Below are 16,164 nucleotides of genomic sequence, written 5' to 3'. Positions count from 1 at the left end.
GGGTGTTCGGTGCAGGTCACATGACGACGGCGGTGGCTCCTTCGATGTCGACCACGTCGACTGCGGCACCCGCCTCGTAGACGCGGTCGGTGTCCAGTGCCCGGGCGGACCAGATCTCCCCGGCGAGCTTGATGCGGCCGCCGGAGCCGTCGACGCGTTCGAGGACGACGGCTTGCCGGCCTTTCAGCGCCTCGATGCCGGTGGCCAGGCGCGGGCTCTGCCTGCTGTGCCGGGCCGCGATGGGGCGTACGACGGCGATGAGGGCGACGGAGACGGCGAGGAAGACGATGACCTGGACGACGGTTCCCAGGCCGAAGCCGGCGGTGACCGCGGCGGCGACGGCGCCGACCGCGAGCATGCCGAACTCCGGCATCGCGGTCACCACGAGCGGGATTCCGAGCGCAGCCGCGCCGACGAGCCACCACACCCATGCGTCGATGTCGTTCACATGGTCATGGTAGGTCCGCGGGTCGGCCGGCGGACAGGGCGCACGGGGGGCGGCTCAGAGCGGGGGTCCCGGGAGACGGTCGGCAACCGGCGCCGGGGCGGCGGCCGTTGGGGGAAGGGGGCGCGTGACGCGTGGGCGCGGGCGGAGGGCCGGGGCGGGCGGACGTCAGGTCAGCGGGAGGCCCTGGGCGGTCCAGCGGTCGCCGACCTGCTCGACGACGAGCGGGAGTCCGAAGCAGCGGGAGAGGTTGCGGGAGGTCAGCTCCAGCTCCAGGGGGCCCGCTGCGAGCACCTTGCCCTGGTTGATCATCAGGACGTGGGTGAAGCCGGGCGCGATCTCCTCGACATGGTGGGTCACCATGATCATGGAGGGGGCGATCGGGTCGCGGGCCAGCCGGCCGAGGCGGCGGACGAGGTCCTCGCGGCCGCCGAGGTCGAGGCCGGCGGCGGGCTCGTCCAGGAGCAGCAGTTCGGGGTCGGTCATGAGGGCGCGGGCGATGAGGGTGCGCTTGCGCTCGCCTTCGGAGAGGGTGCCGAAGCGGCGGTCGAGGTACTCGGTCATGCCGAGGCGGTCGAGGAAGGCGCGGGCGCGCTGCTCGTCGACGTCCTCGTACTCCTCCTGCCAGCCGGCGGTCATGCCGTACGCGGCGGTCAGCACGGTCTGCAGGACGGTCTGGCGCTTGGGGAGCTTCTCAGCCATGGCGATGCCCGCCATGCCGATGCGGGGGCGCAGTTCGAAGACGTCGGTGCCGGGCTTGCCGAGGGTCTCGCCGAGGATGGTGGCGGTGCCCTTGCTGGGGTAGAGGTAGCTGGAGGCGACGTTGAGGAGGGTGGTCTTGCCGGCGCCGTTCGGGCCGAGGATGACCCAGCGCTCGCCCTCCTTGACCGACCAGGAGACCTGGTCCACCAGAGCCCGGTCCTCGCGGACCACGGATACGTCCTGAAGCTCCAGAACATCGCTCATGAGCGCGTTGTCTCCCCTTGCAGTGTGCCGCCGGTCTCGGCTGGCGTACGCCTGTGGCTCGGTCCGCCGCGCTGGTGGGCGCAGCCCCCACCGAATCTACGCCACCGGCCGGGCGGGCTGTTCCATCGGTCCGGTCCTTAGGGTGGACGCATGCTCTCGGAACCGCGTTCTGGACGCCTCGCAGCTTGGGGAAATGCCCTTCTTGCCGGACTTGTCTCTCCGGATGACGCCGTGCTCGCCGTGGTGGGCGAGGACGCCGTCCACCGGGTGGCGGGACTGCCCGGCGAGGCGGGGCCGGTCGGGCTCACGCTCGCGCTGGGGCGGCTGCGCTCCCTGGGGGTGGGTGCCCTCCGGGTGGCGCTGCCGGCGCCGGGGCATCCGCTGGGGCTGAGCGGTCCGCCGGAGTTCAACGCGCGGGCGCTGGAGGCCGGGGAGGCGGTCATCTGTCACGGGGCCGCGTTCGGGCTGGTGCCCGAGGTGCACGAGGCCGGGCCCGCGGGTGATGTGCACGCCGAGGTGGTGTGGCACGTGCTGCCGGTGCGGGAGGCGCCGCCCGCGGACGTGCCGTCGCTGGGCGAGGCCGAGCGGGAGCTGGCCGAGGCGCTGCGGGAGGCGACGGAGGTGCTGTCGCGGCTGGACGTGGCCGCGTCGGGGCCGGTGGCGGAGGCGGCGATCGACGCGTACCGGGCACGGGCCGAGCGCGGCAGGGAGGTGCTGGCGCCGGGGTATCCGCCGCGGGCGGTGCGGGTGCTCGAGCTGGCGCAGCGGGTCGGACTGCTGGTGTCGCTGGCGTACGGGAACGGGCACGGGGGTGCGGTGAGCGCCTCCGAGATGGCCGCGCGGGGGTCCGCGCTGCGGCCGGTGGAGCGGACGGCCCGGCGGGCGCAGGTGGCTGCGTACAACTCCGTGGTGGAGGAGCGGGAGAAGGGGATGCGGTGAGGGGGGACGGCGGTCCGTTCCCGCGCGGGTGCGGGCTTCGGGGGTGTGCTGTACTCCCCCCACGCCCCGCTGTCGGGCTGAGCGGTCACGTCCTCGAACGCGGGACGGACTGACTGCGCCGGCCCGTGTGGCCTTCACCGGCCCCTTCGGCCCTTCCGGCTCTGCGGCCCTGCCGCAGGGGTCCCGCAACGGCGACCGGCCTCCCGGGGCGGACCCGGGAGGCCGTGGGCATCAGTGGTGACGCGCCGGTCTCAGTGGTTGAGGCCGAGGTTGCCGAAGGCCGGGTTCAGCACGCCGATGACGTTGACACTGTTGCCGACGGCGTTGACCGGGATGTGGATCGGGGCCTGGATGACGTTGCCCGAGACGACGCCCGGGGAGGCCTTGGCCGCACCGGCGGCCGCGGCGCCGTCATGGGCGGAGGCCATTCCGGCACCGGCGGCCACGAGCCCGCCGGCCACCATCGTCACAGCCGCTGCCTTCTTCAGGTTCTTCACGCTTGAGTCCTCCTGGTGATCGCCACGGCAGTCGCCGCAGCACGCACTGGAGAACGGCCGGGGGCCGCGGAGGTTGCGCCATCCGGGGGACATTCCCACGACGGTATGAATCTCAGTCCGGAAGGGAACGCTCCGTATTGCCGGGCGGGGTGACTCGCAGGTGTGCCGAGGGGGCGTCTCAGCCGGTCACGCCATGGCGTACGGCCCACAGCGCGGCCTGGGTGCGGTCCGCCAGGTCGAGCTTCATCAGGATGTTCGACACGTGGGTCTTGACGGTCTTCTCGGACAGGACGAGGGCGCGGGCGATCTCCCGGTTGGACCGGCCGTCCGCTATCAGGCCCAGCACCTCCCGCTCCCGGTCGGTGAGGGAGGTCCCGCGGCCCTGGCCGGAGTGGGTCTCCTCCTGGGACAGCAGGGCACCGGCGACCTCCGGCTGGAGCAGGATGTGGCCGGCGTGCACCGAGCGGATGGCACCGGCGAGCGCGTCGGGGTCCACGTCCTTGTAGACGTACCCGGCGGCGCCCGCGCGCAGGGCCGGTACCACCGTGCGCTGCTCGGTGAAGCTGGTGACGATGAGCACGCGCGCACGGTTGCCGAGTTCGCGCAGCCGGCGCAGCGCGTCGACGCCGTCCATCACGGGCATCTTGACGTCCATGAGGACGACGTCGGGTCTCAGTTCCTCGGCCCGGTCGACGCCCTCGGCGCCGTCCGCCGCCTCGCCGACGACCTCGATGTCGTCCTGCACCTCCAGGAAGGTGCGCAGGCCCCGGCGGACCACCTGGTGGTCGTCGACGACCAGCACCTTGATTGCGTCAGCCACCAGGGGCCTCCATCTCGATCGTGGTGCCCTTGCCGGGCGCCGATTCCACGGTCAGCGTGCCGCCGGCGCCGTCGGCCCGGTCCCGCATGGAGACCAGCCCGAGGTGGCGGCCCGCGCGGCGCACCGTCCTCGGGTCGAAGCCCCTGCCGTCGTCCGCGACGCGCAGGACCGCGCCCTTGCCGCGGCGGTCGAGGGTGACGTCGACGTGTCCGGCGCCGGAGTGCCGCAGCGCGTTGTGCAAGGCCTCCTGGGCGACGCGCAGCATGGCCTCCTCCTGGGCGGCGGGCAGCGCGCGGAAGCCGCGGGCGGTGAAGGTGACGCGCGCGCTGTGGGCGCGGTCCAGTACCTGGACCTGGGTTCGCAGGGTGGCGACCAGTCCGTCCTCGTCGAGGGCGGCCGGGCGCAGCTCGACGACGGCGGCCCGCAGTTCGTCGGCGGCCTCGGCGGCGAGCACGGCCACCTGCTGCAGCTCGCCCTTGGCGCGGACCGGGTCGCGGTCGACCAGGGCGGCGGCGGCCTGGGCGGTCAGGCGCAGCGAGAACAGCTTCTGGCTGACCGCGTCGTGCAGTTCGTGGGCGAGACGGGAGCGCTCCTCGGCGATGGTCAGTTCGCGGCTGCGCTCGTAGAGGCGGGCGTTGGTCAGGGCGATGGCGGCGTGCTGGGCGAGGATGGCGAGCAGTTCCTCGTCCTCCTCGGTGAAGCCGTAGCCGCCCTCGGGTTTGTCGCAGCGTTTGTTGGCCAGGAAGAGGGCTCCGATGACCTCGTCGCCGTCACGGATGGGCAGCCCGAGGAAGTCGGACATCTCCGGGTGGGCGGCCGGCCAGCCCTCGAAGCGGGGGTCCTTGCGCACGTCGGCCAGGCGCTCGGCGCGCGCCTCGTGGAGCATCGCGGCGAGGATGCCGTGCTGGCGCGGGAGCGGGCCGATGGCACGCCACTGTTCCTCGCTGACACCGTCGACCACGAACTGGGCGAAGCCGCCGTGGTCGTCGGGGACGCCGAGCGCGGCGTACTGCGCGTCGAGCAGCTCACGGGCGGAGGCGACGATCGTCTTGAGGACGTCGCGCACCTCCAGGTGCCTGCTCATGGCCAGCAGCGCGGAACTCACCGCGGCGAGGCCGGACCGGGGGCCTTGACTCATGCTGCTCACGGTACCGGCGGGGTGCGACAGCGGGATCGGACCTGTGGAGGCCCTTCCTGGGCCGCGGGTCGTAGGTCTGGGGACGGGGCCCGGCCGGGCCGGGGGCGGGGGCGGCGGAAGGGGCAGGAGGACAGCCCCGGCCGGGTCGCGCGCAGCGGCAGGACCAGGAGGACGGTCCCGGACGGGCCGAGGCGGGGCAGAGGAAGGGGCCGGCGCGTCGGAGCGGGGGGCGCCGGAGGAGGAGGTGCGGGGTGCGCCGTGCGGGGCGTGGGCGGGCTGCCGGCCGGTCCGCCCGAGGGCGCCGGCCTCGCGGGTGCTGAGGAGGGGGGCGGGCGGCGGACCCCCGCAGTCATGAGGAGGTGCAGGGCGGGCACCCCCTTGGGCAGGAGTGCGGCGACGCGTACCTCGTCCTTCCGGAGGAGAGCCCTCACACAGTGCGTTGCGATGGCAACCAAACGTGAGGAAGCCGTTCCGCCGGTGTGAGGACGCGCATAGGGCGCACATCACGTACGAAGGGGCATAGGAGAGACCGATCCCCTGGTGAACGGGACAGACATCCCCGTCTGTCCCGTTTTGTCGGTTCCTGATCCACTACCTGGCTTCGTACGTCACACCTTTGCCCTCGGATTTTGCGGCCGCTAAGAATTGCTCTCGTCGCTCAACGCCGCGGGTTTCCGCCCACGGCGTTCGTGTGGGAAGGACCCCCTCCCGCAGTCCGGAGAGCGACCTCCGCGCTACTCGAAGAGGTCCATTTCGCCATGCCCGCAAACTTCCGTCTGCTCCGCCATAGTCGTGCCCTGACCCGCACCCACAAGGCCGCCGTCGCCGGTGCCGCCACCCTCGGTGCCGCCGCCCTCGCCTTCACCGCCGCCCCCGGCGGTGCCCACACCACGACGTCCGCCGACGCCGTCGCGGCCCCGGTGCAGTTCGGGTCGCAGCCGGTCAAGGACGTCAAGGCCGGCGTCACCGACCAGCTCGCCGGCAGCAGCGTCAAGATCCAGGCCATCGAGGCCAAGAAGCAGGCCGCGGCCAAGCACAAGGCCCAGGCCGCCGCCGAGCACAAGGCGGAAGCCGCCGCCCGGCACAAGGCCGAGGCCGCCCGCCAGGCCGGGAAGGCCGCCTCGCGCTCCACCGCGCGCCCGCAGATGCAGACGGTCGCCGCCGCCACCAGCTACGGCAACAACCTCGACGGCTGGATCCGGCAGTCGCTGGCGATCATGAGGCAGCACAACATCCCCGGCTCCTACAGCGGCCTGCACCGCAACATCATGCGGGAGTCCTCGGGCAACCCGATGGCCATGAACGGCTGGGACATCAACGCCCGCAACGGCATCCCCTCCAAGGGCCTGCTGCAGGTCATCCAGCCGACCTTCAACACGTACCACGTGCCCGGCACCTCGGCGAACATCTACGACCCGGTCGCCAACATCACCGCCGCGGCCAACTACGCGGCCCACCGCTACGGCTCGATCGACAACGTCAACAGCGCGTACTGACCCCGAGGGGTCGGCGCGGACCTCTGACGGCGGACGCGGAAGGGCGGCACCCGGTGTGGGGTGCCGCCCTTCGCCGCTCTCCGCCGCTCGCCGCGCGGTCCGTGTCCACCGCCCGCGCGCCGCGGCGCGCGTCACGCGGAGCGCGTCACTTGCGCATGACCTCGGGCTCGTGGCGGCGCAGGAAGCGCGCCACCAGGAAGCCGCAGACGACACCGAGGGCGATCAGCGCGGCCATGTCGAGGCTCCAGGCCGAGACCGTGTGGTCCCACAGCGGGTCGGTGCTGGTCGGGTCGTCCTTGTTCGGGGCGATGTTGTTGAAGTCCAGCGTGGCTCCTGCCCCGGCCACCGCCCAGCGCGACGGCATCAGGTACGAGAACTCGTTGACGCCGAGCGTGCCGTGCAGCGTGAAGAGGCATCCGGTGAAGACGACCTGGATGATCGCGAACATCACCAGCAGCGGCATGGTCTTCTCGGCGGTCTTCACCAGCGAGGAGATCACCAGGCCGAACATCATCGAGGTGAAGCCCAGCGCCATGATCGGCAGGCACAGCTCGAACAGCGTCGCGTTGCCGAGGATCAGGCCCTTGCCGGGGATCTCGCGGCTGGAGAAGCCGATCAGGCCCACCAGCAGGCCCTGCAGCACGGTGACCACACCGAGCACCACGACCTTGGACATCAGGTACGCCGACCGGGACAGGCCGGTGGCGCGCTCCCGCTCGTAGATCACCCGTTCCTTGATCAGCTCGCGGACGGAGTTCGCCGCGCCCGCGAAGCAGGCGCCGACCGCCAGGATCAGCAGGACGGTGGTCGCCGTGCCGTTCGGGGTCGGCAGGTGCGTCCTGGAGTTGACCGGGTTGACCAGCAGCCCCTTGTCGTGGTCGATGAGCAGGCTGACCGCGCCGAGCACCGCCGGGAGGATCACCGTCAGCGCGAGGAAACCCCTGTCGGAGGCGATGACGGACACGTACCGCCGGATCAGGGTCAGCAGCTGCGAGCCCCAGCCCTGCGGCTTGGGCGGCTTGATGGCCTGCGGCGGCGGCATGCTCACCGACTGCGGGGCGACCGCGTCGATGTCCGCGGCGTACATCTGGTAGTGCTGCGAGCCCTTCCAGCGGCCCGCCCAGTCGTAGTCGCGGTAGTTCTCGAAGGCGGAGAAGACGTCGGCCCAGCTCTCGTAGCCGAAGAAGTTCAGCGCCTCCTCGGGCGGGCCGAAGTAGGCGACGCTGCCGCCCGGCGCCATCACCAGGAGCTTGTCGCAGATCCCCAGCTCGGCCACCGAGTGGGTGACCACCAGGACGGTGCGGCCGTCGTCGGCGAGGCCGCGCAGCAGCGTCATCACATCGCGGTCCATGCCCGGGTCGAGGCCGGAGGTCGGCTCGTCCAGGAAGATCAGCGACGGCTTGGTGAGCAGCTCAAGGGCGACCGAGACGCGCTTGCGCTGGCCGCCGGAGAGCGAGGTGACCTTCTTGTCCTTGTGGATGTCGAGCTTCAGCTCGCGCAGCACCTCGTCGATGCGGGCGTCGCGCTCGGCGCCCGTGGTGTCGGAGGGGAAGCGCAGCTTGGCCGCGTACTTCAGGGCCTTCTTGACGGTCAGCTCCTTGTGCAGGATGTCGTCCTGCGGGACCAGACCGATGCGCTGACGCAGCTCGGCGAACTGCTTGTACAGGTTCCGGTTGTCGTAGAGGACCTCGCCCTGGTCGGCCGGGCGGTAGCCCGTGAGCGCCTTGAGCAGGGTGGACTTGCCGGAACCGGACGGACCGATGACCGCGATCAGCGACTTCTCCGGGACGCCGAAGGAGACGTCCTTGAGGATCTGCTTGCCGCCGTCGACCGTGACGGTCAGGTGCCGGGCGGAGAAGGACACCTCACCGGTGTCGACGAACTCCTCCAGGCGGTCGCCGACGATCCGGAACGTCGAGTGGCCGACGCCGACGATGTCGGCGGGACCGAGCGTGGCCGAGCCGCCCTTGGTGATCGGCTGACCGTTGACGTAGGTGCCGTTGTGCGAGCCCAGGTCACGGATCTCCATGCGGCCGTCGGGCATGGAGTGGAACTCGGCGTGGTTGCGGGAGACCTGGAGGTCGGAGACGACCAGGTCGTTCTCCAGGGCGCGGCCGATGCGCATCACGCGGCCCAGGGAGAACTGGTGGAACGTGGTCGGGCTGCGGTCGCCGTGCACCGGCGGCGCCCCCGCGCCACCACCGGGGCCCTGCTGCTGCGGGATCGAGGGCGCCTGCTGGGCCTGCGGCTGCTGCTGCCAGCCGGCCTGCGGGTCGCCCGGCACGGCCGGCTGCGGCGCCCGCTGATCGCCCCAGCCGGCCCCCGCGCCCTGGGCGGCGTAGGGCTGCTGCGGCTGGGCCTGCGGTGTCGCGACGGCCGCGGCGGCGGCCGCGAGGTTCAGGCACGGGCCGTCCGTGGCGTTGCCGAGGTGAACGGCCGAGCCGGGGCCGATCTCCACCTGCTGGATCCGCTGCCCCCGCACGAACGTGCCGTTGGTGCTGCCGTGGTCCTCGATCACCCAACTGCGGCCGTTGTGGCTGACCGTGGCGTGGCGCCAGGAGACCCTGGCGTCGTCGAATGCGATGTCACCCTGCGGATCACGGCCGAGGGTGTAGGCCCTGGACGGATCGAGCGTCCAGGTCCGTCCATTGGTTTCCAGTACGAGTTCCGGCACTCCAAGCCCCACTGAGTTGTCCCCCGAATTGCCCCCGTAGTGCGGGGAGTCTAGGGATGTCGAACATCGTGGGGAACTATTCCAGGCTCCGCCCTCTGACCGAAAGCCGGGCCTTGTCATGAGTGCGTAACGCGCACCCCCGGCGGACGGTACCCGGGGGGTCGAAACCCGGCCGGAGAGTGGTATTCCGCCCCGAGGAGGACACATGGCGGACCCTCGCGGCGACGGCACGCGGTGCCGTAGGCGCGGTCACCGCGTCCCACGCCGCATGCGCGGCCCGCCGGAAGGGACGCCGAGGCGCGCCCCGCCGTCGAGATCGCGCCAGTGCGGCCGGGCGCGACCGGGGGGCGACCGGCCCGGTCGGATGCGGCGGAGCCCGGCGCGGGGGTGGTCGGTCCGGTACCCGCCGGCCACCTGGACGTCACCGGCTGTTCGCTGTCCGCCAGGCGGACCTGGGGGGCGCAAGGCACTGGGTGCCGGATACGGTGGAATCACCATGAGCGCTTCGCAGAGTTCCGATGACCTCACCCTTCTCGTCAAGATCTTCGGGAAGGACAGGCCGGGCATCACGGCCGGTCTCTTCGACACCCTCGCGGCCTACTCCGTCGACGTGGTCGACATCGAGCAGGTCGTCACCCGTGGCCGGATGGTGCTGTGCGCGCTCGTCACCCAGCCGTCCCCCGGTCTGGAGGGCGACCTGCGCGCCACGGTGCACAGCTGGGCCGAGTCGATGAGGATGCAGGCGGAGATCATCTCGGGCCGGGGCGACAACCGGCCGCGCGGCCTCGGGCGCTCCCTGGTCACCGTGCTCGGCCATCCGCTCACCGCCGAGGCCACCGCCCAGATCGCGGCGCGGATCACCAAGACCGGCGGGAACATCGACCGGATCTTCCGGCTCGCCAAGTACCCGGTCACGGCCGTGGAGTTCGCCGTGTCCGGGGTGGAGACCGAACCGCTGCGCACCGCGCTGGCGACCGACGCGGCGGCCCTCGGGGTCGACGTGGCGGTCGTCGCGGCGGGGCTGCACCGCCGGGCGCAGCGCCTGGTCGTCATGGACGTGGACTCGACGCTCATCCAGGACGAGGTGATCGAGCTGTTCGCCGCGCACGCGGGGTGCGAGGACGAGGTCGCCGAGGTGACGGCGGCCGCGATGCGCGGGGAGCTGGACTTCGAGCAGTCGCTGCACGCCCGGGTGGCGCTCCTGGCGGGGCTGGACGCCTCGGTGGTGGACAAGGTGCGCAGCGAGGTGCGGCTCACGCCGGGCGCGCGGACCCTGATCCGTACGCTGAAGCGGCTCGGTTACCAGGTCGGTGTGGTCTCGGGTGGGTTCACCCAGGTCACGGACGATCTGAAGGACCGGCTCGGACTGGACTTCGCGCAGGCCAACACGCTGGAGATAGTCGACGGGAAGCTGACGGGCCGGGTCACGGGCGAGATCGTCGACCGGGCCGGCAAGGCACGGCTGCTGCGCCGGTTCGCCGCCGAGGCGGGCGTACCGCTGGCGCAGACCGTGGCGATCGGTGACGGTGCGAACGATCTGGACATGCTGAACGCGGCGGGTCTCGGCGTCGCCTTCAACGCCAAGCCGGTGGTCCGCGAGGCCGCGCACACGGCGGTGAACGTGCCCTTCCTCGACACCGTCCTCTACCTGCTCGGTGTCACCCGCGAAGAGGTCGAGGCGGCGGACGCCCACGAGGAGCGCTGAGGGTCTGCGCACCCACGCCGTGTGACACCTGCACCGTGTGCTGACGGCCCTCGCACCTACGCCGTGTGTGCGAGGGGCCTGAGCACTCCGCCGTCCGCCGAGGGCCTGAGCGCCCCGCCGTGCACCGAGGGACTGAGCACCTCAGCCGTCCGCCGACGGCCTGCACACCTCCGCCGTGCGGTGAGGCCCTGCGCGCGTCCGCCGGGCCTGTGCCGAGGGCCTGCTCAAGCCCCCCTGCCGCCGAGCCCCCGGCCCGGGTCCGGGCCTGAGCCCGGGTCCGGGGCGGTCGCTCACTCCGAGGGTGCCCAGTAGTCGACCAGCGTGGCCACGCCCGGCTCCAGGGTCTTCCAGGGGCCGTCGAAGGAGAGGACGGCGAACGCCGCGGCCGGGAAGCCGCGGCGGCTCAGCCGCTCGCGGGCGTCGCCCTCGGCCGCGCCGGACAGCACCTCGGTCAGTCCCTGGATGCCCGGGTTGTGGCCGATCAGGACGGCGTTGCGCACGTCGTCCGGCGTCTCGTTGAGCACGGCGATCAGTTCGCCCGGCGAGGCGTCGTAGATCCGCTCCTCATAGACGGTTTTCGGCCGCTCCGGCAGCTCGTGGACGGCGAGCTTCCAGGTCTCACGGGTGCGCACGGCGGTCGAGCACAGGGCCAGGTCGAACACGACACCGGCGTCGGCGAACTTGCGGCCGGCCACCGCCGCGTCCTTGCGGCCCCGCTCGGCCAGCGGTCGCTCGTGATCGGTCACTTGTGGCCAGTCGGCTTTCGCATGCCGGAAGAGGACAATCCTGCGGGGTTCTGCGACGCTCATGGAATCCAGCTTCGCATGAAACAGGCCACGGGGCGCAGGGAGTTGACAGGCGTGACCCATGCGTGGCGGGTCCGGCACGGAGCGGGACCGGCGGCCACGGGGAGGGCCGCCGGCTCAGCGGGCGAGCAGTTCCTGGGCGCGCTGCACGAGCTGGGTGACCGCGGGGTCGCCGGTGGCCGCGTGGGCGTCCGACGGGTTGAGTATGAGCGCGAGCAGGGCGACGAAGGCGAGGGCCGGCAGGGCCAGGGCCCACCACGGCAGCCGGATGTCCACGCCGCCCGTGGTCGCCGGGCGGGTCCGGGTGTGCGTACGGACCGGCATGCTCGCCTCCGCTGGTCTCCGAGAGCTTCACGGACCGCCTGTCCGCGGTCACATCTCGAAGGTACGGAACCGGCGGGCCGGGGCCTATCCGGTGATCCACCCACTCGACCCTGACCTGTACCCCCTAGGGGACGGGGGGACAGCCCTACCCCGCGGCCCCTGTGGAGGCGCGCGGGGCAGGCGGGGTGCCGGGGTCCCGCAGGGGGCGGGTCAGGGCGAGACCACGGTCGCGACGATGGCGATGATCAAGAAGATGGCGAAGAAGGAGCCGAAGATCAGCAGCATCTTCTTCTGGCTGTTCTTCGGGTTCGGGTCGAGCACAGGCTGCATGGCCCCAGTTTCGCACCCGGTCCCCGCGCGCGGGCGCCGGGGGCGTCTCAGCGCGCCGCCTCCTCCTCCACGGTGCGGTCGCGGCCCGCCACCCAGCCCACCACCATCTGCGGGACCATGAGCGCGCACATGAGCGCGATGGGCAGACCCCAGCCGCCGCTGCTCTGGTTCAGGACGCCGACCAGGAGCGGCCCCGGGATGGAGATCAGGTAACCGGTGCTCTGCGCGAAGGCCGACAGCTGGGCCACGCCCGCGCCGGTCCGGGCCCGCATGCCGACCATGGTCAGGGCCAGCGGGAAGGCGCAGTTGGAGACGCCGAGCAGCACCGCCCAGGCCCAGGCCCCGCCGGCCGGTGCCAGGTACAGGCCGGCGTACCCGGCGAGACCGCAGACGCCGAGCGCGAGGACGATGGGGCCCTGGTGGGGCAGCCGGGTGGCCAGGCGCGGGATGACGAAGGCCAGCGGTACGCCCATCACCATGGTGACGGCGAGCAGCAGTCCGGCGGTGCCGGCGGAGACTCCCGCGTCGCGGAAGATCTGCGCCATCCAGCCCATGGTGATGTAGGCGGCGGTGGCCTGGAGGCCGAAGAAGACGGCCAGCGCCCAGGCGGTACGGCTGCGGGTGATCCGCAGGGCCGGCGCCTGCTCCTGCGGTGCCTGCCGTGCGGCGCCGGGGGCGGCGGCCGCACCCCGGTCGCGGTCGCGGACCAGCGGCAGCCACGGGAGGACGGCGGCCAGGGCGAGCACCGCCCACACGGCCAGGCCGGGCTGCCAGTCGCCGCCCAGGGCGTCGGTCAGCGGCACGGTCGCGGCGGCGGCGGACGAGGTGCCGAGGGCGAGCGCCATCGAGTACAGGCCGGTCATGGAACCGACCCGGTCGGGGAACCAGCGCTTGACGATGACCGGCATCAGGACGTTGCTGACGGCGATGCCCATGAGGGCGAGCGCGCTGGCGGCCAGGAACCCGGCCGTGCCACCGGCGTAGGGCCGGACGAGCAGTCCGGCGCCGATGGCGGCCATGCCCGCGCAGACCACGGCGGCGGGGCCGAAGCGGCGGGCGAGCCGGGGCGCCATGACACCGAAGACGGCGAAGCAGAGCGGGGGCACGGACGTGAGCACTCCGGCCACGCTGCCGCTCATCCCGAGCCCGTCGCGGACCTCTTCGAGGAGGGCGCCGAGGCTGGTGATGGCGGGCCGGAGGTTCAGCGCGGACAGCACGATGCCGATGACCACCAGGCGGGTCGCCCACGCGCGCGTGGCGGGTTTCCCGGGCGCGGGGTCCGCCCCGGGGGCCCGGGGGGCGGCGGTCGCGGCCGGGGTCTGGTGCTCGGTCGGTGACGTCGTCGTCCGGGTTGTTTCCTCACGTGCCATGAGGCCCATCATAGAATGATGGGATGATTAACTGTCCAGTCCGTCCAGGGCCCGGGATCCCGCTCCCCGGTCCCGCTCGCGAAGGTGTGCCATGCCTTTGAGCCATCAGCGCCGCTCGGCCCTGTCCGAGCAGGTCATCGCCGCGCTGCGGAGCCAGATCTCCTCGGGCGAGTGGCCGGTCGGCTCCCGCATCCCGACCGAACCCGAACTGGTGGAGCAGCTCGGCGTCGCCCGCAACACGGTCCGCGAGGCGGTCCGCGCCCTCGCCCACAACGGCCTGCTGGACATCCGCCAGGGGTCCGGCACCTACGTGGTGGCCACCAGTGAGCTGGCGGGTGTGATGCAGCGCCGGTTCGCCGACGCGGACCCGCGGCACGTCGCCGAGCTGCGTTCCACGCTGGAGTCGGCCGCGGCGAAGCTGGCGGCGACGCGGCGCGGCGAGAAGGACCTCAAGCAGCTCGACGCGCTGCTCGTGCGGCGGGAGGAGGCTTGGGAGAGCGGGGACGCGGAGGCGTTCGTCACGGCGGACGCCACCTTCCACCTGGCGGTGGTGGCCGCCTCGCACAACGACGTCATGACGGCGATGTACGCGGACCTGGGCGAGGTCATGCGGGACTGGCTGCGCGCGGACGTGGGCGCGGAGCTGACCGACCGGGCGCACATGGACCACACCCGGCTGGTCGACGCGATCCGGGTGGGCGACGCGGAGGCCGCCGCCGCGGAGGCGGCGAGCTATCCGTTCCAGTGCCGTCCGGCCCGGCTCAGCCCGCCCGGGCGTGCGTGAGCCGGGCCCGCGACCCTGCCGCGGCGGGCGGCACCGGACGGCGCGGGCACCGCGGCGCCGCCCGCGCGCGTGGAGACGCACCCGCCCGGCCAGGACGAGCCGGCTGACCGCCCTCGCGCGCGTAGGAATTACGCCCGCGTACGACTCCGTGCGGTGACGGCCCGGTGGTGCCGTGCGCCCCGGAGCCCCCGTACCGGGTGAAGCCACCGGACGCACCGGTCGGCCGGGCCGGAGCACCGGCCGGGTGAACCCCGCGGGGCCCGCACCCCGGAGGATGCGGGCCCCGCGGGCTCATGCCAGGGCGGCGGTGGTGCTCACGCGCCGATGGCGTGCAGACCGCCGTCCACGTGGATGATCTCGCCGGTGGTCTTGGGGAACCAGTCGCTGAGCAGCGCGACGATGCCGCGGCCGGCCGGCTCGGGGTCCTTGAGGTCCCACTCCAGCGGGGAGCGGCTGTCCCACACGGAGGCCAGGTCGCTGAAGCCCGGGATGGACTTGGCGGCCATGGAGCCGAGCGGGCCCGCGGAGACGAGGTTGCAGCGGATGTTCTGCTTGCCCAGGTCGCGCGCCATGTAGCGGCTGGTGGCCTCCAGGGCGGCCTTGGCCGGGCCCATCCAGTCGTACTGCGGCCAGGCGTACTGCGCGTCGAAGGTGAGGCCGACGACCGAGCCGCCGTTCTGCATCAGCGGCAGGCAGGCCATGGTCAGCGACTTCAGGGAGAACGCCGAGACGTGCATGGCGGTGGCCACGGACTCGAACGGCGTGTTGAGGAAGTTGCCGCCGAGCGCGTCCTGCGGCGCGAAACCGATGGAGTGCACGACGCCGTCGAGGCCGCCCAGCTCCTCGCCCACGAGGTCCGCGAGCCGGGCGAGGTGCTCGTCGTTGGTGACGTCCAGCTCGATGACCTTGGCGGGCTTGGGCAGCTTCCTGGCGATGCGCTCGGTCAGCGTGGGCCGCGGGAACGCGGTCAGGATGACCTCGGCGCCCTGCTCCTGGGCCAGCTTGGCGGCGTGGAAGGCGATGGACGCCTCCGTCAGCACACCGGTGATCAGGACGCGCTTGCCCTCGAGGATTCCGCTCATGGTGATCAGTGACCCATTCCCAGTCCGCCGTCAACGGGAATGACGGCTCCAGTGATGTACGAGGCGTCGTCGGAGGCGAGGAAGCGCACCGCGGCGGCGATCTCCTCCGGCTGCGCGTACCGGCCGAGCGGCACCTGCGTCAGGATGTTCTCGCGCTGCTCGTCATTGAGCGCCCGCGTCATGTCGGTGTCGACGAAACCGGGGGCGACGACGTTGAAGGTGATGTTGCGCGAGCCCAGCTCACGGGCGAGGGAGCGCGCGAAGCCGACCAGCCCGGCCTTGGAGGCGGCGTAGTTGGCCTGCCCCGCGGAGCCGAGCAGTCCGACGACCGACGAGATCAGGACCACGCGGCCCTTCTTGGCGCGCAGCATGCCGCGGTTGGCCCGCTTGACGACACGGAAGGTGCCGGTGAGGTTGGTGTCGATGACCGAGGCGAAGTCCTCCTCGGACATGCGCATCAGGAGCTGGTCCCTGGTGACGCCGGCGTTGGCGACCAGGACCTCGACCGTGCCGTGCTGGGCCTCGATCTCCTTGTAGGCCTGCTCCACCTGCTCGGGGTCGGTGATGTCGCAGCGGACGGCGAGGAAGCCCTCCGGCGGCTCCCCCGACCGGTACGTGATCGCGACCTTGTCGCCGGCCTCGGCGAACGCGCGGGCGATGGCGAGGCCGATGCCCCGGTTGCCTCCGGTGACGAGAACCGAGCGGCTCAACGGATCACCCTTTCATAGCGGACTCAAGCAGTTCCAGAAACCCGCCCGATCACATGGACGGCAGGCGCTTCACCTGGA

16 protein-coding genes are annotated in these 16,164 nt (G+C 72.3%); 4 read left to right on the top strand and 12 right to left on the bottom strand.

Annotated features, from left to right (window positions below; translation table 11 throughout):
• Positions 1–16 precede the first annotated feature (16 nt).
• Together AC6I72_RS24835 and AC6I72_RS24830 are read right to left on the bottom strand one after the other, a co-directional pair.
• Positions 17–448, bottom strand: a complete 432-nt coding sequence (locus AC6I72_RS24835) for an NfeD family protein (RefSeq protein ID WP_498003382.1) — start codon at positions 446–448, stop codon at positions 17–19.
• A gap of 165 nt (positions 449–613) precedes the next feature.
• On the bottom strand, positions 614–1,411 hold the full coding sequence (locus AC6I72_RS24830; protein ID WP_037862054.1) for an ABC transporter ATP-binding protein: 798 nt from the start codon (positions 1,409–1,411) through the stop codon (positions 614–616).
• 150 nt (positions 1,412–1,561) lie between these two features.
• On the opposite strand from AC6I72_RS24830, the gene AC6I72_RS24825 reads away from it, so the two are divergent.
• A complete protein-coding gene (locus tag AC6I72_RS24825) occupies positions 1,562–2,350 on the top strand; it encodes an Rv1486c family protein (protein ID WP_498003381.1) in 789 nt (262 codons plus the stop codon).
• 251 nt (positions 2,351–2,601) lie between these two features.
• Here AC6I72_RS24825 and chpE read toward each other — a convergent pair whose 3' ends face one another.
• The 3 genes from chpE to AC6I72_RS24810 form a co-directional block, all read right to left on the bottom strand.
• Complete coding sequence (gene chpE / locus AC6I72_RS24820; RefSeq protein WP_037862057.1) at positions 2,602–2,847, bottom strand: chaplin ChpE; 246 nt, start codon at positions 2,845–2,847, stop codon at positions 2,602–2,604.
• A 178-nt stretch (positions 2,848–3,025) separates the two neighbouring features.
• Positions 3,026–3,667 carry a response regulator gene (locus AC6I72_RS24815; RefSeq protein WP_498003380.1) on the bottom strand — a complete coding sequence of 214 codons (642 nt, stop codon included), beginning with the start codon at positions 3,665–3,667 and terminating at the stop codon, positions 3,026–3,028.
• A complete protein-coding gene (locus AC6I72_RS24810; protein WP_498003379.1) occupies positions 3,660–4,805 on the bottom strand; it encodes a GAF domain-containing sensor histidine kinase in 1,146 nt (381 codons plus the stop codon). Before AC6I72_RS24810 ends, AC6I72_RS24815 begins: the two co-directional genes overlap by 8 nt.
• A gap of 758 nt (positions 4,806–5,563) precedes the next feature.
• Between AC6I72_RS24810 and AC6I72_RS24805 the strand changes: the two genes are divergently transcribed.
• Complete coding sequence (locus AC6I72_RS24805; RefSeq protein WP_498003378.1) at positions 5,564–6,301, top strand: transglycosylase SLT domain-containing protein; 738 nt, start codon at positions 5,564–5,566, stop codon at positions 6,299–6,301.
• Positions 6,302–6,446: 145 nt separating this feature from the next.
• On the opposite strand, the gene AC6I72_RS24800 is transcribed toward AC6I72_RS24805, so the two are convergent.
• Positions 6,447–8,975: an ABC transporter ATP-binding protein/permease gene (locus AC6I72_RS24800; RefSeq protein ID WP_498003377.1), complete on the bottom strand. Its 2,529-nt coding sequence runs from the start codon at positions 8,973–8,975 to the stop codon at positions 6,447–6,449.
• A gap of 496 nt (positions 8,976–9,471) precedes the next feature.
• Here AC6I72_RS24800 and serB point away from each other — a divergent pair, with 496 nt between their 5' ends.
• Positions 9,472–10,680, top strand: coding sequence for a phosphoserine phosphatase SerB (serB, locus tag AC6I72_RS24795; RefSeq protein WP_498003376.1), 1,209 nt, complete (start codon positions 9,472–9,474; stop codon positions 10,678–10,680).
• Positions 10,681–10,970: 290 nt separating this feature from the next.
• Here serB and AC6I72_RS24790 read toward each other — a convergent pair whose 3' ends face one another.
• The 4 genes from AC6I72_RS24790 to AC6I72_RS24775 form a co-directional block, all read right to left on the bottom strand.
• Complete coding sequence (locus AC6I72_RS24790) at positions 10,971–11,489, bottom strand: SixA phosphatase family protein (RefSeq protein WP_037862070.1); 519 nt, start codon at positions 11,487–11,489, stop codon at positions 10,971–10,973.
• A 114-nt stretch (positions 11,490–11,603) separates the two neighbouring features.
• Complete coding sequence (locus AC6I72_RS24785) at positions 11,604–11,810, bottom strand: hypothetical protein (protein WP_498003375.1); 207 nt, start codon at positions 11,808–11,810, stop codon at positions 11,604–11,606.
• Between the two features lie 210 nt (positions 11,811–12,020).
• The gene (locus AC6I72_RS24780; protein ID WP_366728124.1) at positions 12,021–12,140 is read right to left on the bottom strand and encodes an SGM_5486 family transporter-associated protein; all 120 of its coding nucleotides are present in this window, start codon (positions 12,138–12,140) and stop codon (positions 12,021–12,023) included.
• Positions 12,141–12,187: 47 nt separating this feature from the next.
• Positions 12,188–13,522, bottom strand: a complete 1,335-nt coding sequence (locus AC6I72_RS24775) for a CynX/NimT family MFS transporter (RefSeq protein WP_498003374.1) — start codon at positions 13,520–13,522, stop codon at positions 12,188–12,190.
• 79 nt (positions 13,523–13,601) lie between these two features.
• Between AC6I72_RS24775 and AC6I72_RS24770 the strand changes: the two genes are divergently transcribed.
• Positions 13,602–14,294 carry a FadR/GntR family transcriptional regulator gene (locus tag AC6I72_RS24770; RefSeq protein WP_498003373.1) on the top strand — a complete coding sequence of 231 codons (693 nt, stop codon included), beginning with the start codon at positions 13,602–13,604 and terminating at the stop codon, positions 14,292–14,294.
• Positions 14,295–14,608: 314 nt separating this feature from the next.
• On the opposite strand, the gene fabI is transcribed toward AC6I72_RS24770, so the two are convergent.
• Together fabI and fabG are read right to left on the bottom strand one after the other, a co-directional pair.
• On the bottom strand, positions 14,609–15,376 hold the full coding sequence (fabI, locus tag AC6I72_RS24765; protein ID WP_037862076.1) for an enoyl-ACP reductase FabI: 768 nt from the start codon (positions 15,374–15,376) through the stop codon (positions 14,609–14,611).
• Positions 15,377–15,381: 5 nt separating this feature from the next.
• A complete protein-coding gene (gene fabG, locus AC6I72_RS24760; RefSeq protein ID WP_037862077.1) occupies positions 15,382–16,086 on the bottom strand; it encodes a 3-oxoacyl-[acyl-carrier-protein] reductase in 705 nt (234 codons plus the stop codon).
• Positions 16,087–16,164: the final 78 nt, after the last annotated feature.

Source organism: Streptomyces sp. Xyl84, assembly GCF_059731885.1.
The sequence above is the reverse complement of the archived record's forward strand: the minus strand, read 5'-3'. Positions and strand labels throughout refer to the sequence as shown.

Coding starts and splice junctions, on each gene's coding strand:
- AC6I72_RS24830 (WP_037862054.1), bottom strand. CDS start 1,411: ATGAGCGATGTTCTGGAGCTTCAGGACGTATCCGTGGTCCGCGAGGAC.
- AC6I72_RS24825 (WP_498003381.1), top strand. CDS start 1,562: ATGCTCTCGGAACCGCGTTCTGGACGCCTCGCAGCTTGGGGAAATGCC.
- AC6I72_RS24810 (WP_498003379.1), bottom strand. CDS start 4,805: ATGAGTCAAGGCCCCCGGTCCGGCCTCGCCGCGGTGAGTTCCGCGCTG.
- AC6I72_RS24805 (WP_498003378.1), top strand. CDS start 5,564: ATGCCCGCAAACTTCCGTCTGCTCCGCCATAGTCGTGCCCTGACCCGC.
- serB (WP_498003376.1), top strand. CDS start 9,472: ATGAGCGCTTCGCAGAGTTCCGATGACCTCACCCTTCTCGTCAAGATC.
- AC6I72_RS24790 (WP_037862070.1), bottom strand. CDS start 11,489: ATGAGCGTCGCAGAACCCCGCAGGATTGTCCTCTTCCGGCATGCGAAA.
- AC6I72_RS24785 (WP_498003375.1), bottom strand. CDS start 11,810: ATGCCGGTCCGTACGCACACCCGGACCCGCCCGGCGACCACGGGCGGC.
- AC6I72_RS24780 (WP_366728124.1), bottom strand. CDS start 12,140: ATGCAGCCTGTGCTCGACCCGAACCCGAAGAACAGCCAGAAGAAGATG.
- AC6I72_RS24775 (WP_498003374.1), bottom strand. CDS start 13,522: ATGATGGGCCTCATGGCACGTGAGGAAACAACCCGGACGACGACGTCA.
- AC6I72_RS24770 (WP_498003373.1), top strand. CDS start 13,602: ATGCCTTTGAGCCATCAGCGCCGCTCGGCCCTGTCCGAGCAGGTCATC.
- fabI (WP_037862076.1), bottom strand. CDS start 15,376: ATGAGCGGAATCCTCGAGGGCAAGCGCGTCCTGATCACCGGTGTGCTG.